The organism is Pseudomonas sp. AK106 (assembly GCF_053903055.1).
Genome location: NZ_CP096426.1, coordinates 466,705 through 482,365, shown reverse-complemented (window position 1 = coordinate 482,365; position 15,661 = coordinate 466,705). Strand labels below are relative to the sequence as shown.

Annotated in this window: 14 protein-coding genes; 8 read left to right on the top strand and 6 right to left on the bottom strand. The window is 61.1% G+C overall.

Features of this window, described 5'->3' with window-relative positions:
* Positions 1 to 37: 37 nt before the first annotated feature.
* The 3 genes from M1E04_RS02195 to M1E04_RS02185 all read right to left on the bottom strand — a co-directional run bounded on the left by M1E04_RS02195 (position 38) and on the right by M1E04_RS02185 (position 4,067).
* A complete protein-coding gene (locus tag M1E04_RS02195; RefSeq protein ID WP_456292331.1) occupies positions 38 to 1,162 on the bottom strand; it encodes an ABC transporter ATP-binding protein in 1,125 nt (374 codons plus the stop codon).
* 290 nt (positions 1,163 to 1,452) lie between these two features.
* Positions 1,453 to 2,082, bottom strand: coding sequence for a response regulator (locus tag M1E04_RS02190; RefSeq protein WP_065991344.1), 630 nt, complete (start codon positions 2,080 to 2,082; stop codon positions 1,453 to 1,455).
* The gene (locus M1E04_RS02185) at positions 2,079 to 4,067 is read right to left on the bottom strand and encodes a PAS domain-containing sensor histidine kinase (RefSeq protein WP_456293137.1); all 1,989 of its coding nucleotides are present in this window, start codon (positions 4,065 to 4,067) and stop codon (positions 2,079 to 2,081) included. Before M1E04_RS02185 ends, M1E04_RS02190 begins: the two co-directional genes overlap by 4 nt.
* A 222-nt stretch (positions 4,068 to 4,289) precedes the next feature.
* On the opposite strand from M1E04_RS02185, the gene M1E04_RS02180 reads away from it, so the two are divergent.
* Positions 4,290 to 5,273 carry an alpha/beta hydrolase family protein gene (locus tag M1E04_RS02180; RefSeq protein ID WP_456292330.1) on the top strand — a complete coding sequence of 328 codons (984 nt, stop codon included), beginning with the start codon at positions 4,290 to 4,292 and terminating at the stop codon, positions 5,271 to 5,273.
* Positions 5,274 to 5,326: 53 nt separating this feature from the next.
* Here the strand turns inward: M1E04_RS02180 and M1E04_RS02175 are convergent, their stop codons facing one another.
* The 3 genes from M1E04_RS02175 to M1E04_RS02165 are packed head-to-tail and all read right to left on the bottom strand — an operon-like array spanning position 5,327 to position 7,871.
* Positions 5,327 to 6,100 (bottom strand): DnaJ domain-containing protein, encoded by a 774-nt coding sequence (locus M1E04_RS02175; RefSeq protein WP_369319147.1) that lies wholly within the window; start codon positions 6,098 to 6,100, stop codon positions 5,327 to 5,329.
* Positions 6,101 to 6,769 carry an N-acetylmuramate alpha-1-phosphate uridylyltransferase MurU gene (gene murU / locus M1E04_RS02170; RefSeq protein WP_369319148.1) on the bottom strand — a complete coding sequence of 223 codons (669 nt, stop codon included), beginning with the start codon at positions 6,767 to 6,769 and terminating at the stop codon, positions 6,101 to 6,103.
* 58 nt (positions 6,770 to 6,827) lie between these two features.
* A complete protein-coding gene (locus M1E04_RS02165; RefSeq protein ID WP_065991339.1) occupies positions 6,828 to 7,871 on the bottom strand; it encodes an aminoglycoside phosphotransferase family protein in 1,044 nt (347 codons plus the stop codon).
* Between the two features lie 129 nt (positions 7,872 to 8,000).
* On the opposite strand from M1E04_RS02165, the gene M1E04_RS02160 reads away from it, so the two are divergent.
* The 7 genes from M1E04_RS02160 (at position 8,001) to glpE (ending at position 15,630) form a co-directional block, all read left to right on the top strand.
* The gene (locus tag M1E04_RS02160; RefSeq protein ID WP_192134886.1) at positions 8,001 to 10,784 is read left to right on the top strand and encodes an LPS-assembly protein LptD; all 2,784 of its coding nucleotides are present in this window, start codon (positions 8,001 to 8,003) and stop codon (positions 10,782 to 10,784) included.
* The gene (locus tag M1E04_RS02155) at positions 10,765 to 12,087 is read left to right on the top strand and encodes a peptidylprolyl isomerase (protein ID WP_456292329.1); all 1,323 of its coding nucleotides are present in this window, start codon (positions 10,765 to 10,767) and stop codon (positions 12,085 to 12,087) included. The genes M1E04_RS02160 and M1E04_RS02155 overlap by 20 nt, the downstream gene beginning before the upstream one ends.
* A complete protein-coding gene (pdxA, locus tag M1E04_RS02150; RefSeq protein ID WP_192134890.1) occupies positions 12,084 to 13,073 on the top strand; it encodes a 4-hydroxythreonine-4-phosphate dehydrogenase PdxA in 990 nt (329 codons plus the stop codon). Before M1E04_RS02155 ends, pdxA begins: the two co-directional genes overlap by 4 nt.
* A complete protein-coding gene (rsmA, locus tag M1E04_RS02145) occupies positions 13,070 to 13,876 on the top strand; it encodes a 16S rRNA (adenine(1518)-N(6)/adenine(1519)-N(6))-dimethyltransferase RsmA (protein WP_065991336.1) in 807 nt (268 codons plus the stop codon). The genes pdxA and rsmA overlap by 4 nt, the downstream gene beginning before the upstream one ends.
* 118 nt (positions 13,877 to 13,994) lie before the next feature.
* Positions 13,995 to 14,375 carry a Co2+/Mg2+ efflux protein ApaG gene (gene apaG / locus M1E04_RS02140; RefSeq protein ID WP_192134892.1) on the top strand — a complete coding sequence of 127 codons (381 nt, stop codon included), beginning with the start codon at positions 13,995 to 13,997 and terminating at the stop codon, positions 14,373 to 14,375.
* Positions 14,375 to 15,256, top strand: coding sequence for a symmetrical bis(5'-nucleosyl)-tetraphosphatase (locus tag M1E04_RS02135; RefSeq protein WP_296310699.1), 882 nt, complete (start codon positions 14,375 to 14,377; stop codon positions 15,254 to 15,256). The genes apaG and M1E04_RS02135 overlap by 1 nt, the downstream gene beginning before the upstream one ends.
* Positions 15,257 to 15,309: 53 nt before the next feature.
* Positions 15,310 to 15,630 (top strand): thiosulfate sulfurtransferase GlpE, encoded by a 321-nt coding sequence (gene glpE, locus M1E04_RS02130; protein ID WP_065991333.1) that lies wholly within the window; start codon positions 15,310 to 15,312, stop codon positions 15,628 to 15,630.
* Positions 15,631 to 15,661 lie beyond the last annotated feature (31 nt).

Here is a 15,661-nt window from a genome sequence, read left to right as displayed (position 1 = left end):
CCTCTGGGTTCTTCGGTTGACGCGTCACGCGGGTGTATCAATGTGCATCCAGCAACGGGTCCAGGGCGCGCGCGTGCTCGACCTGCCATCCAATGGGCACGACATCGCCAACGCTCAACGCCGGATCAAGCTCGGCGATGGGCTGCTTGACGAAGAAATCGGTTTTCCCGGCCACTTCCAGACGCACCCGCACGTGGTCGCCCAGGTAGATGAATTCGGCAACGCGGCCGGAGAAGCGGTTGACGCAACTCTCGCTGCGGCCGTTGAGATTCACGCGCTCGGGACGAATGGAAAGCGTGACCGGGCTCCCGGTGGCACCGACGTTGATCGCCAGCGCTTCGACTTTTTCGCCGCGCGCCAGGCCCACCACGCAGCGGTCGCCGCTCTGGCTGAGCAAGGTGCCGCTGATGCGGTTGTTCTCGCCGATGAAGTTGGCGACGAAGGTGTTTTTCGGCTCTTCGTAGAGGGTGCGCGGTGGGGCGATCTGCTGGATTTCGCCCTGATGGAACACCGCGACGCGGTCCGACATGGTCAGCGCTTCGCCCTGGTCGTGGGTGACGTAAACGACGGTCACGCCCAGACGCTGGTGCAGGTGCTTGATTTCCATCTGCATGTGTTCGCGCAGCTGTTTGTCGAGTGCCCCGAGGGGTTCGTCCATCAGCACCAGCTGCGGTTCGAAGACCAACGCCCGGGCCAGCGCGACACGTTGCTGCTGACCACCCGACAGCTGCGCGGGGTAACGATGGGCGAAGGTGCCGAGCTGCACCATGTCGAGGGCGCGTTTGACCTTTTCGGCCATGTCGGTCTTGCTCATGCCGCGCACCGACAGCGGAAACGCCAGGTTTTCAGCGACGGTCATGTGCGGGAACAGCGCGTAATTCTGGAACACCATGCCGATGTCGCGCTTGTGCGGCGGCACGTTGTTGATCGAACGGCCGGCCAGCAGGATCTCGCCAGCAGTCGGTGTCTCGAAGCCGGCGAGCATCATCAGGCTGGTGGTTTTGCCGGAACCGGACGGCCCGAGCAGGGTGAGGAATTCGCCTTTGCAAATATCCAGGTTGAGGTCTTTGACGATCAGGGCTTCGCCGTCGTAGCTCTTTTGCACACCGCGAAAGCTGACCAGAACATCACTCGCCCCAGCGCTTGAATCGACGTTGCTCATTGCCCACACCTTTGTTTGATCCACCGTAGGGATCAAGCCTAGATGAGGCTGAAGGCCGCGCAAATCGGGGCGTGAGAGAGAATGGCCTAGGTGGGGTGGAAGGTTTCGGGTAGGGATTGCCCTACAGGGATGGCGGGGATAGGTATGTCGCCCGGAAGGTATTTATGACCTGGTCTGGCGTCTTCGCGAGCAAGCTCACTCCTACAGGGGATCGCAATAACCTGTAGGAGTGAGCTTGCTCGCGATAGCGTTTTACGAAGTACCAAAGGAAGTCGTTTTTAGACACGCAATCAAACCAACTTGTGTTCCATCGCATACTTCACCAGCTCGGCCAGCGAGTTGATTTTCAGCTTTTGCATCAGGCGCGCCTTGTGGGTACTGATGGTCTTACTGCTCAACGCCAGTTGCTGGGCGATGTCGTTGACGTTGGCGCCCTGGGCCAGGCGTTCGAACACTGAAAACTCGCGTTCGGACAACAATGAGTGCAACGGCCGGCTGTCCGTGAGCCCGACTTCAAACACCATGCGATCAGCCAGGTCCGGGTCGATATAGCGCCCGCCTGCGGCCACTCGCCGGATCGCTGTCAGCAGCAACGCGGGGTCGCTGTCTTTGGTGGCATACCCGGCGGCGCCGACCTTCAGGGCCCGCGCGGCCATCTGCGCCTCATCGTGCATCGACAGCACCAGAATCGCAGGGGGATTGCTCAGCGCGCGGATTCGCGGGATCGCCTCCAGGCCGTTGACCCCTGGCATGGAGATATCCAGCAGCACGACTTCGCACGGGATGTGACGCAACGCCTCCAGCAACTGCTCGCCATTGCCGGCCTCCCCGACCACTTGCAGATCCTTTGCCAGGCCGATCAGCTGTTTGATGCCCTCTCGGACAATCGTGTGATCTTCGGCAACCAATACGCGAATCAATGCACGTGCTCCTCAGCGACCGGGTCCAGCGGAATGTGGATGCGCAAGGTTGTGCCTTCTCCGGGCAAGCTGTCCAGATGCAATTGCCCGCCCATGATCAGAACCCGCTCGCGCATGCCCACCAGTCCGAACGAGGCCGGACGCTCGGCGCCCAGATCGAAGCCCTTGCCGTCATCGGCGATGCGCAAGCACAGCACGCCGTCGCTCAGCGTCAGGCTCAGCTCGACCGTGTGCGCTTCGGCATGGCGCATGACGTTGGTCAGCGACTCCTGAAGGATGCGGAACAGCCCGATGGCCGTTGCATCCGGAAGACTCGGCAGATTGTCCGGCACCTGCACCAGGCAGGGGATCTGGGTGCGCGCTTCAAAGCGTCGGGCCTGCCACTCAATGGCCGAGGCGATGCCTGCATCGAGAATCGGTGGCCGCAGGGCGGTTGCCACGTCTCGCACCAACTGGAACAACTGAGCAATCAGGCGTTTCATGCTGTTCAGCCGATCCCGCAGGCCAGGGTCCAGATCGGCGTAAGCCAGTTCGCACATGGAAGTTTCCAGCTTGAGCACGGTCAGCATCTGACCCAGCTCGTCGTGAACCTCCCTGGCGATGCGCGCCTTTTCTTCTTCGCGCACGGTTTCAAGGTGCGCCGACAGCTCGCGCAACTGCTCGGCCAGCACCTGCAAGCGCGCTTCACTTTCTTGCAGCGCGGCCAGGGAACGGCGCCGTTCGGTCACGTCGGTGATGAACACCACCAGATACTCGGCGTCGCGAAAGCGCAGAAAGCTCAGTGACACATCGGCAGGCAGGATGCTGCCATCCGCGCGCACGCAATTGCTTTCGTAGTTCTGCGGCCCCTCCTCGCTGGAGCGCGCGGTTTTCCACAGATTGAGCCAGCGATCCATGTTCAGCCCCGGCTCGAAATCAATCAGCGGCCGGTCTACTACCCCGCCGGGCGCATAACCCAGCATGGTCTCGGCGGCCTGATTGGCGTAGCGCACATGGCTGTCCCAGTGGACCCAGAGGATGCCGACGGTGCTCTGATCGATGGAGAACTGCGCCAGCCGCAATGCCTCCTCCCCTGCCAGTCGCTTGGCAATGTCATCCCGCGCAGTGAGCAGCTGCTTCTCCAGTTGCTGCTGTTGTTTGCGCTGCCAGTAAACAATCGCCGCGCTGGCCAGGAGCAGGACCAACAGCAGCAGCGCGATGTTCTTCCACAGCCCCGGCGATTCACTGATCTGCGGGTATTTGGGCTGCAGCCACTGTGTGTGCAACTGCTCGAGATCCCGGGCCGGAATGGCGCTCAATGCCTGGCTGATGATTTCGGCGAGCTGCGGCGTGTCCCTTCGGGAGGCCACGCGCAGCAACTGCGGAAAGCCGATGTCACCGACCACGGCAAGCCCGACAAACTCGGCCTCGCGGGACAAACGGCTGAGCTGCGCCTCATCGATGACGGCGTATCGCGCCTGTTGACTGAGCAAGAGCTGCAAAGCCTGACGTTCCAGCGGCACGCCTTGCAGATTGAGGTGAGTGTAATTGCTGCGCAGGTAGTCAGCCGTGGTGCTAGGCATGCGCACGGCAACGCGCACCTGGCTGTCGAGCTTTTCCAGATCCACCGCGCCGGCGCCATCACGTTCGCCGACGATCAACTGCGGCACGCGCATGTACGGATCGGAATACAGCCACAGGCGCAAGCCGGCAGGCGTCTGGGTCAGGCCCGGGGCGAAGTCGATCTGCCCATCGGCGAGGGCTTTTTCAAGCTCGGCCTGATCGGCATAACTGCGCCACAGCAGCTCCACCCGAAGGGTCTTTGCCATGAGATTGATGAGGTCGACGTTGGCGCCCGATAACTGCTGGGCGCGACGATCGAGCTGGGCGTAGGGTGTTTGAAGGACGAGCCCGACGCGCAATGGCCCGCGCTGGGTCAGCCATTCCCGCTGCTCGTGGCTCAAGGGGTCGGCCTGGATGGGTGAGGCGACGGCATGGTGCGACATCGGCAGCACGATCAGCATCAGGCCGATCAAGAGCGCGCGGGTATCGCCGATAACCCGAAGGCACAGCGCACGGATTCTCAAACTGTCGTCTCCATTTCTCTGAATTCCATGCCGATCATGCGCTGTGCCTGTCGCTCGCTGAAGCGCGGCGATTGCCTGGCCTGACAAACAGCCGTCAACCCATTAGTCTGCCGGAATTGTTTCCGGCCTTTGGAATACTCGATGCCCTACACCCTTCGCGCACTATTTCCTGCGCTGTGCCTGACGCTGATACTACCTTGCTCGCCGCTCGTCATGGCCGCGGACCCGGCGCCGGATAAAGACGCCAAGTCGGCTGAAGCGCCGGTCGAGCGGGCCGCATTGCCGTCGCGCAGCGAAGAAGACACCCTGGCGCTTGAGCGTCAGGTGCCGCAGGTCGAGCAACAGCAATTGCAGGCGGGCGACGAGACCTTTCTGGCGTTGTGGAAACCGGCGAACGTCGATGAGCCCAAAGGCGCAGTGATCATCGTGCCGGGCGCCGATGAGTCAGCGGATTGGCCGATTGCGGTCGCACCGCTGCGGCGCAAGCTGCCGGACGTCGGGTGGTCCAGCCTCAGTCTGAGCATGCCGGACGCTCACAACGACGGTATTTTTGCCCGTGCGGCGGATGCCCCGGCAGCGGCGGGTGGCGGCGATAAAGCCAAAGACGCTGCGGTGAAAGCCCCCGACCCTGCGGCCACAGCCGAAGCGGAAGCTGCAGCGGCTGCCGAGCAGGCATCTGCCCAGGCGGAAGTGGCCAAGGCCAACGCCGAGAAAATCTTCGCCAGGATCGACAGCGCCGTGGCGTTCGCCCAGCAGAACAAGGCCCGCAGCATCGTCCTCCTCGGCCATGGCAGCGGCGCTTACTGGGCAGCGCGATACATGAGCGAGCGCCCCTCGCCGGCTATTCAACGCTTGGTCATGGTCACGGCCGTGGACACCGGAAAGGAAACGCCAGGGCTGATGGAGCTGCTGCCGACGCTGAAAGTCCCGACAGCAGACTTCGTCAACAAGGATCGTCCGGTGCCACGTCAGCAGGCACAAGACCGACTGGACGTTAGCAAACGAACTAAAAACGCTCGATTTACCCAAGTGGCGTTGAGTGCGATTCCCGGGAATCCGGCGATGGAGCAGGATCAACTGTTTCGCCGCGTCCGGGGTTGGCTGGAAGGGGACGCAGCAAAGTAGCGATTACCGCCTTCGACGCTGCCCGTGGGCGGGGCAGCCTTCAAAAGGAAGCGTCAGCGGAACCCGCGCCGATCGCGAATCACTGCATAGGCATGATGCAGCTCGCGGGTTTTCTCGGTGGCATCACGGACCTGTAGTTGATTGGCGCCACTGCCGGCGATCTTGTCCGGGTGGTGACGACTCAGCAATCGACGGTAGGCGCGCTTGATCTGCGCAGGTTCGGCATCCGCTTTCACCCCCAACAGACGCAGCGCGTCCTGAAACTCGCCGCCACTGCTGGCGGGAGCGCCCCTCGAACGTTGTTCGTCTTCGGTTAATGACAACCCTTCGACTTTGCCCGCAGCCCAGCCCAGCCATTTGCCCCACAGCACGATCAACTCGCGTTCGGTGCGCGACGCCCTGCCATCCGCCCACGCCATGCGCCAACAGGCGCGCAACAAACCTTCTGCCGCGTGGGGCTGGCTTTTCAGGCGCGTGAGGTGGACGCGCAAATTGTCGCGCCCGTCCTTGCCCCGATTGAACGCCTGAATCGCCCGCCGTTGCGCCGCCTCGCTGAGGTCCAGTCGGCGCATTTCAACGCGCGCCTGCTGTATATGCCCGTCGACCACCCGACCTTCGCTCTTCGCCAGACGACCCAGCAGAATGAAAATGAGCTCGTCATCGCGCGGTACGTTGCGGCCGCTGGCACGCTCGCGCATCTCCGCCCAGCTCCGGAAATGCAGCCGCCGATCAAGCGCCTGTCCCAGAAGTGCACCGAGCATGGCACCGGGAATGCTGGCAATCAGATACCCGACGCCACCGCCGACCACCGTGAATGGCCACAGCATCTAGGGCTTCACCGCAAGGATCTGCTCGACTTCGGCCAGTCGTTCATGGGTACCGACGTCCACCCAGCGACCGGCAAAACGTCCGCCGGTCACCAGGCCTTTCGCCATGGCGTCACGCAATAAGGGCGCCAGCTTGAATGCGCCCCCGCTGCAGCCCGCAAAGAGTTGCGGGTGCAGGACCGCTATGCCGCTGTAAGTCAGGCGCGGCTGAGCTGCGTCGTCGTGCACCTGCCCGTCGACCAGCGCGAAATCGCCCGCGGGGTGATGCGGCGGATTGTCCACCAGCACCAGATGGGCAAGCCCCTTGAGCGGTTTCGTCAATGAACTGAAATCGAAGTCGACCCAGATGTCACCGTTGACGAGGATAAAAGGCTCGTCGCCCAGCAGCGGCAGCGCACGGAAGATCCCGCCGCCCGTCTCAAGGGGCTCGCCCTCAGGGGAGTAGCGGATATTCAAACCCCACAGGCGACCGTCGCCGAGATGATCTTCGATCTGCTGGCCCAACCACGCATGGTTGATCACAACGTCTTCAACGCCGGCCGCTTTGATCGCGCGCAAGTGGTATTCAATCAGTGGAACGCCGCCGGCTCGCACCAGCGGTTTGGGCGTGTGCAGGGTCAACGGGCGCAGGCGCTCGCCTTTGCCCGCCGCCAGAATCATCGCTTTCATGCGGCCCTCATCAAGACAATCTTCACGTGCAGTCCCTCTTCAATGGCAGTCCATCCCATTACCCGACAGATGCTGGTTTTGCCTGTGTCGGTTTTGTATGGCCAAGGCTGGTCAACAGATTACTCAACTCAACCAACTCCGGGCGTCGCGCCAACACCGCTTCTATATAGGAGAAGAAGCGCGGCACATCGGCTAGGTAGCGTGGTTTGCCGTCACGGTGGCAGATCCGGGCGAAAATACCGATCACTTTCAAATGCCGCTGCACGCCCATCAAATCACTGGCACGACGGAATTCATCGAATTCGTCCTGCACCGGGATGCCCGCCGCGACGGCCTTGTTCCAATACAGCTCAAGCCAGCCGGCTACGCGCGCCTCCGGCCAGCTCAGGAATGCATCCTTGAACAGGCAGGTGATGTCGTAGGTAACCGGGCCGTACACCGCGTCCTGAAAATCCAGCACGCCAGGGTTCGGTTCGCTGAGCATCAAGTTGCGCGGCATGTAATCGCGGTGCACCAGCACCTTCGGCTGGGCCAGCGCGCTCTCGATCAGCAGATCGCTGACGGCCTGCCAACTGGCCTGCTGCGCCTGATCGAACTCCACGCCCAGATGACGCTTCACGTACCACTCGGGGAACAGTTCCAGCTCGCGGCGCAGAAGTGCCACGTCGTAACTCGGCAACGGCGCGTCCATCGGCAGTTGCTGGTAGGCGAGCAGTGCGTCGATTGCGTCAATGAAAAGCTGATCGGCGTTTCGCTCGTCGATGACATCCAGGTAGGTCTGACGACCCAGGTCATTCAACAAAAGGAAGCCCTGACTCAGGTCTTCGGCATAAATTTTCGGAACATTAATGCCCGACCCGCTCAATAAATGAGCGATATCCACGAAGGGTTTGCAGTTTTCCTGGGGGGGCGGCGCGTCCATGACAATAAAAGTGCGGCCCTCCCCCTCCCAGCGGAAGTAGCGCCGGAAACTGGCATCGCTACTGGCGGCAGTCAACGTGGCCGGGGGTATTGGCCCCCAGCCCTGGGCCTCAAATAAACGCGGGAGCTGCTCATCGAGCCAAACTTTCAGGTGTTGCAGGCGTACATCTTGATCTGGCATTGCAAGGGTCTCCGACGGCGCTAGCCGTCAAGCGGGTCATGCTTTATTATCCGACATCTTTTTCAGCCCATCGAGAGGCGTGCGGCCCCCCCGCGGGCAGATGGCGCGCAGGAAGCCCGGACTAATAAGATGGCATTGAAATCCCCCGCGTTTCGTAAAAAATTTCCGTTGCTCGTAACCGGCAGTTTGCTGGCGATGCAACCCCTGGCCGTCCCGTACGTGGTTGCCGCCGAACAGTATGACTGCTCGGTGTCTGCAACAGGTGCATGGGATTGCTCTCCGAAAACCAACGCAGCCCAGTTGCCTCCGCGCCCCGTGCACGACGCCAACAGTGTTTCGTCCAACAGCAGCACGGCAGATGGCGCTCAGACGACCACCACTTCCGACGGCGAAGTCGTGCCCAAAACGATGCTGGTCACCGAGGCCAAGGGCCGTGGCCTGAAATCGCGCAGCGCCGATTACAGCCACCTGGACTGGGTTCCGCGCGAGAAACTGACCGCAGCCCAACTGGCTGAGACCGGTCCGTACTGCTCGGGCGCCTACATCGAACCGATCCGTCCGGGCATGGACGACAAGACGCCGAAGAGCGACGCACCGACGTTCATCGGCGCCAAGGCTTCGCGTTATCAGCAGGAAGAGCAGGTTGCGACCCTGGCCGGTGACGTTGTCCTGCGTCAGGGCAGCATGCAGGTCGAGGCTGACGAAGCCAGCCTTCACCAGGCCGAGAACCGTGGCGAGCTGAACGGCGATGTCCGTCTGCGCGACAACGGCGCCCTGATCGTCGGCGATCACGCTGAAGTCCAGCTCGACACCGGCGAAGCCAAAGTCGACAACGCCGAGTACGTGCTGCACAAAAACAACGTTCGCGGTAACGCCCTGTACGCTCGTCGTGCCGAGAACGCGATCATCCGCTTGAAGGACGGCACGTACACCACGTGCGAACCGAACAGCAACGCGTGGACCGTGAAGGGCAACAACATCACCCTGAACCCGGCCACCGGTTTCGGTACTGCCACCAACGCCACACTGCGCGTTCATGACATTCCGATCCTGTACACGCCTTACATCTATTTCCCGATCGACGACCGTCGCCAGTCCGGCTTCCTGCCACCGACCATCGGTACCGGCACCGACACCGGCTTCTCGTTGCTCACCCCGTACTATTTCAACCTGGCGCCGAACTATGACGCCACGTTGTACCCGACCTACATGGCCAAGCGTGGCATGTTGCTGGAAGGCGAGTTCCGTTACCTGACCAAGACAAGCGAAGGTCAGTTCGGTGCGGCTTACCTGAACGACGACAACGACGATCGAAAAAATCAGTCGGACTACAAAGACACCCGCTGGTTGATCAACTGGCAGGATCGAAGTGGTCTGGATTCGCGTCTGACCAGCAAGATCGACTACACCAAAGTCAGCGATCCTTACTACTTCAAGGACCTGAAAAGCGGTCAGGAAGGCGTAAGCACTCACGACTATCTGAACCAGCAAGGTGCGGTCTACTACCGTGGTGACAACTACACCGCGACGCTGAACGCTCAGCAGTATCAGCTGACCACCGTGACCCAGATCACGCCTTATGGCCGCCTGCCTCAGCTCACGCTGAATGGTTCGCTGCCGTTCCAGCCTGCAGGCTTCAAGTTCGATTACGAGACTGAGCTGGTTCGCTTTGATCGTGATTTGAGAACCGGTGGCTACACCAACGAAGACGACGTGACCTCGCCGCGCCTAGACACCAACGTCCGGGGTCTTGCTCGTGCGAATGGCGATCGTCTGAACCTCGCGCCGTCAATCAGCCTGCCGCTGACTGCCAGCTACGGTTTTGTAACGCCCAAGTTGAAGTACGTTTACACCCAATACGATCTGGATCTGGACTCGCTGGGCAAAAGTTCTCTGCTGGCGGATGAGACCTACCACAGCAGTGAGAACCGCAGCGTTCCGATCTTCAGCGTCGACAGCGGCTTGTACTTCGATCGCAACACCAACTGGTTCGGTAAAAACTACCGCCAGACACTTGAGCCTCGTGCGTACTATCTCTATGTTCCAGAGAAGGATCAGACCGACATCCCGATTTTCGACTCGGGTGAAACTACGTTCAACTACGCCTCGCTGTTCCGCGACAACCGCTTCGTCGGCTCCGACCGTATCGGTGACGAAAACAAACTGTCGCTGGGCGTGACCAACCGCTGGATCGAAGACAACGGTTTCGAACGTCAGCGCGTGAGCATCGGTCAGGCGGTGTACTTCGCAGATCGCAAGGTGCAACTGCCGGGCATCGCCTACGAAGACCGCAAGGACGCGCAGTCCGACGTGTCTCCGTATGCGCTTGAGTACGAATACCGCTTCAACCGCGACTGGCGTGCCACGTCGGACTTCAACTGGGACCCGGACAGCCGCAGCACTCGCTCCGGCAGCGCAATGGTCCACTACCAGCCTGAAGACGAGCCGGGCAAGATCATCAACGCCGGCTATCGCTATCGCAACGACCAGGTCCGTTACGACCAGACAACAGGTCGCTGGAGCGTCGGCGGGGGTGATTACACCTACCCGGATGGCACCGTCATCAAGGACTACTACAAGATTCAGCAACATGACTTCTCGGTCATCTGGCCTGTGGTTCCGCAGTGGAGCGCAATCGCCCGCTGGCAGTACGACTACAACCGTGACCGTACCCTCGAAGCCTTTGGTGGTTTTGAATATGACAACTGCTGCTGGAAGCTGCGTCTGATCAACCGGTACTGGGTCGACTATGACGAGTCCACCCAAGAGATACCGCAGAACGAGAAAGGCGACCGCGGCGTCTTCCTACAAATCGTGTTGAAGGGACTTGGCGGCGTCGTTGGCCAAAAAGTTGAAAGCTTCCTCGACAAAGGCATCCAAGGTTATCGTGAACGTGAAGACCAAGCTTTCTGATTGTCTGCGCCCGCTGATGCTGGGCGCGCTGCTTATCGGTACTGTTGCGCACGCTGAAGTGCGCACCATCGACAAGGTAGTTGCCATCGTCGACAACGACGTGGTCATGCAAAGCCAGCTCGACCAGCGCACCCGTGAGGTTCAGCAAACCATCGCCAAGCGCGGGCAGGGTGTTCCGCCTGCCAGCGCACTGGAGTCTCAGGTCCTGGATCGTCTGATCCTGGAAAACCTGCAGATCCAGATCGGCGAACGCTCCGGCATTCGCATCAGCGATGAAGAGCTGAACCAGGCAGTTGCCACCATCGCTCAACGCAACAACATGAGTGTTGACCAGTTCAAGGCCGCACTGACCCACGACGGGCTGTCCTATACCAGCGCACGTGAGCAGATCCGCCGGGAAATGATCATCAGCCGTGTGCGTCAGCGCCGGGTTGCCGAACGCATCCAGGTCTCGGAGCAGGAAGTGAAGAACTTTCTGGCCTCCGATCTGGGCAAAGCTCAGTTTTCCGAAGAGTTCCACCTGGCCAACATCTTGATCCCGACGCCGGACAGCGCGACGTCGGATCAGATTCAGGCCGCTGCAGCCAAAGCCAAGGACCTCTACGGCAAGCTGCAACGAGGCGCGAACTTCGAGCAGATGGCGATCGCGTCTTCGGCCAGTGAAAGTGCTCTGGACGGTGGTGACATGGGCTGGCGTAAAGCCGCTCAACTGCCGCCTCCGTTCGGCGACATGCTGTCGTCGATGCGTCCGGGCGAGGTTACCCCTCCTGCGCGTACACCGGGCGGCTTCATCATTCTCAAACTGGTGGAAAAACGCGGCGGCGAGACTCAGACCCAGATGCGCGACGAGGTTCACGTTCGTCACATCCTGATCAAGCCAAGCGAAATCCGCAGCCCGGCTGAAACCAAGTTGCTGGCTCAACGTATCTACGATCGCATCCAGAATGGCGAGGACTTCGGCGAACTGGCGAAGGCCTTCTCCGAAGACCCGGGTTCGGCGCTTAACGGCGGCGACATGAACTGGGTTGACCCGCGCTCGCTGGTTCCGGAGTTCCGTGACGTCATGAACGAGACCGCTCAGGGTGTCGTGTCCAAGCCGTTCGAAACCCAATTCGGCTGGCACGTTCTGGAAGTCCTCGGCCGTCGCTCGACTGACAGCACCAATCAGGCGCGTGAGCAACAGGCGATGACCGTGCTGCGTAACCGCAAGTACGACGAAGAACTGCAAACCTGGTTGCGTCAGATCCGTGATGAAGCCTACGTCGAGATCAAGCTCCCCGGAGCTGATCAGGCGGCCAAGTGAAACCACAGCGTTTCGCCCTGACACCCGGCGAGCCGGCCGGCATAGGCCCTGACCTTTGCCTGCTCCTCGCCGCGCAGTCCCAGCCCCATCCCCTGATTGCCATTACCAGCTGCGACCTGCTCACCGAGCGGGCCGCCCAGCTGGGCGCGGCTGTCAGCCTGATCCCCGTCACACCCGCCGCATGGCCTGATGCCCCCGCCCCCGCTGGCAGTCTGTATGTCTGGGACACGCCGATTCAGGCGCCAGTCGTTGCCGGCCAGCTCGACAAGGCCAACGGTGGTTTCGTGCTCGAAACCCTGATCCGAGCAGGCCAGGGCTGCATCGATGGCCACTTCGCGGGCATGATCACAGCGCCGGTGCACAAGGGCGTGATCAACGACAGTGGCATCCCGTTCTCCGGCCACACTGAATTCCTTGCCGAGCTGACCCACACCGAACAGGTGGTGATGATGCTGGCGACCGGAGATCTGCGCGTGGCGCTGGTGACCACTCACCTGCCCCTGCGTGACGTTGCCGATGCGATCACTGCTGAACGGCTTGAGCGTGTGACGCGCATCCTGCACGCGGATCTGGTCAACAAGTTCGGCATCGCCCACCCGCGGATTCTGGTCTGTGGCCTCAACCCCCATGCCGGCGAAAGCGGGCATCTGGGCCGCGAAGAAATCGACATCATCGAACCTACTCTGGCGCTTCTGCGCAGCGAGGGCCTGGATCTATATGGCCCGCTGCCCGCCGACACGCTCTTTACCCCCAAATATCTGGAGCACTGCGACGCAGTGCTGGCGATGTACCACGACCAGGGCCTGCCCGTGCTGAAGTACAAAGGCTTCGGCGCCGCCGTCAACATCACGCTGGGCCTGCCGATCATTCGCACCTCCGTGGATCACGGCACGGCGCTGGATCTGGCAGGCACCGGCAAGATTGACACCGGCAGCCTCAGGGTCGCTCTGGAAACCGCCTATCAGATGGCCGAGACCCATTCATGAACGAGCAATACCAACACAAGGCGCGCAAGCGTTTTGGCCAGAACTTCCTGCATGACGCTGGCGTGATCGACAAGATCCTGCGCTCCATCCGTGCCAAGGCCGAAGACCGCATGCTGGAAATCGGCCCGGGACAAGGCGCTCTGACCCAAGGCCTGCTGAACAGCGGCGCGCAACTGGACGTCGTCGAGCTCGACAAAGACCTCGTGCCGATCCTCATGCATCAATTCGGCAGCAAGCCAAATTTCAGCCTGCATCAGGGTGACGCGCTGAAATTCGACTTCACCAGCCTGAATGCCGCACCCAACAGCCTGCGCGTCGTCGGCAACCTGCCGTACAACATCTCGACGCCGCTGATTTTCCATCTGCTGCAGAACGCCCACCTGATCCGCGACATGCATTTCATGCTGCAGAAAGAAGTGGTCGAGCGTCTCGCGGCAGGTCCTGGCGGCGGGGATTGGGGTCGCCTGTCGATCATGGTTCAGTACCACTGCCGCGTGGAGCATCTGTTCAACGTCGGCCCCGGCGCGTTCAATCCGCCGCCGAAAGTGGATTCGGCCATCGTTCGTCTTGTGCCGCACGAAACCCTGCCGCACCCGGCCAAGGATCACCGCGTCCTTGAGCGGGTCGTCCGCGAAGCGTTCAACCAGCGCCGCAAGACCCTGCGCAACACGTTGAAGGCCCTGCTGACCAGCGAGGAAATCACTGAAGCCGGCGTCGATGGCAGCCTGCGTCCAGAGCAGCTGGACCTGGCGGCGTTTGTTCGCCTGGCCGACACGCTCAGCGAAAAGCCTGTCGTCGCCTGACCTTCTGGGGACATGTCCGGTCAAAGCCTGAGTACTTGCTTATCCGTGACATGTCCTAGACTGATTTCCAACCTGGCCACTTCCGGCTTTCTCCGCTTTCGCTTTTAAGGCCTCTTGCATGTCTGATTCTCGTTACCAGGTCGACGTCAGCGTCGAGACCCGTTTCCTGGCGGAACAATCGCAGCCTGAGCACAACCGCTTCGCCTTCGCCTACACCATCACCGTGCACAACAACGGCGAACTGCCAGCCAAGCTGCTGTCACGCCACTGGGTGATCACCGACGGTGACGGTCAGGTTGAAGAGGTTCGCGGCGAAGGCATCGTGGGCCAGCAACCGCTGATCCAGCCAGGACAAAGCCACACCTACACCAGCGGCACCGTGATGACCACCAAGGTGGGCAACATGCAGGGCACTTATCAAATGCTCGGAGAAGACGGCAAGCGCTTCGACGCTGTCATCGCTCCCTTCCGTCTGGCCGTACCGGGGGCGCTTCACTGATGGCGGTCTACGCAGTCGGTGACCTGCAAGGCTGCCTTGAACCGCTGAAGTGCCTGCTCGAACGCGTTGCATTCGAGCCCGGCAAAGACACGCTCTGGCTGGTCGGCGACCTCGTCAACCGAGGCCCGCAGTCACTGGAAACCCTGCGTTATCTCTATGCCATGCGCGACTCGGTCGTCTGCGTGCTGGGCAATCATGACCTGCACCTGCTGGCTGCCGGCCGCAATATAGAGCGCCTGAAGAAAGGCGACACGCTGCGGGAGATTCTGGAAGCGCCGGACGCCGTCGTGCTGCTCGACTGGCTGCGCCAACAGAAGCTGATGCATTACGACGCCGAACGCGATATCGCACTGGTGCATGCCGGAATCCCGCCGCAATGGACGCTGAAAAAAGCGCTGCGCTGCGCCGAAGAAGTCGAGCAGGCGCTGCGCGATGACAATCGCTTCGAGCCTTTTCTCGACGGCATGTATGGCAATGAACCTGCGAAGTGGGACAAGGATTTGCAGGGCGTCACCCGGCTGCGGGTCATTACCAACTACTTCACGCGCATGCGTTTTTGCACCAGCGACGGCAAGCTTGATCTCAAAAGCAAGGAAGGTCTCGACAGTGCGCCGGCGGGCTACGCGCCGTGGTTCAAGCACAAAGAGCGCAAGACCAAAGGCGTGGGTATCATTTTCGGCCACTGGGCCGCACTTGAAGGCCAATGTGACGAGCCCGGGGTGTATGCGCTGGACACGGGCTGTGTCTGGGGCGGCGCGATGACGCTGCTCAACGTCGACACCCGCGTGCTGATTCGTTGCGAATGCGACGAGCGTGGCAACGCAAAGGCACCCGCTCCTGCGACATCCTCCGTCAACGAGCCAATTCCGCTGCAGCAGTAATTTCCCCTACGTTCTCGACCGTTCGAGGACCCGACGGCCCAGGAGCCCGAGCCATGACTGACTTCAAACGCATTTCACCCGAACAAGTCCATGCCCTGCGCGAACAAGGCGCGGTGCTGGTGGACGTACGGGACGCGCAGACCTACGCGACCCAGCACATTCCGGACTCCCATCACCTCGACAACCATTCCATCGCCGACTTCATCCGTCAGGCCGATCTGGACAAACCGTTGGTCGTCCTCTGCTATCACGGCAATTCGAGCCAGAGCGCAGCAGCCTATCTTGTAGGTCAGGGCTTCTCCGAGGTCTACAGCATGGATGGCGGTTTTGAGTTGTGGAAAACCAAATTTCCCGAAGAAACCGCACAAGGCTGATCGAAAAATATTTTTGCTGGCCGCTATCCCG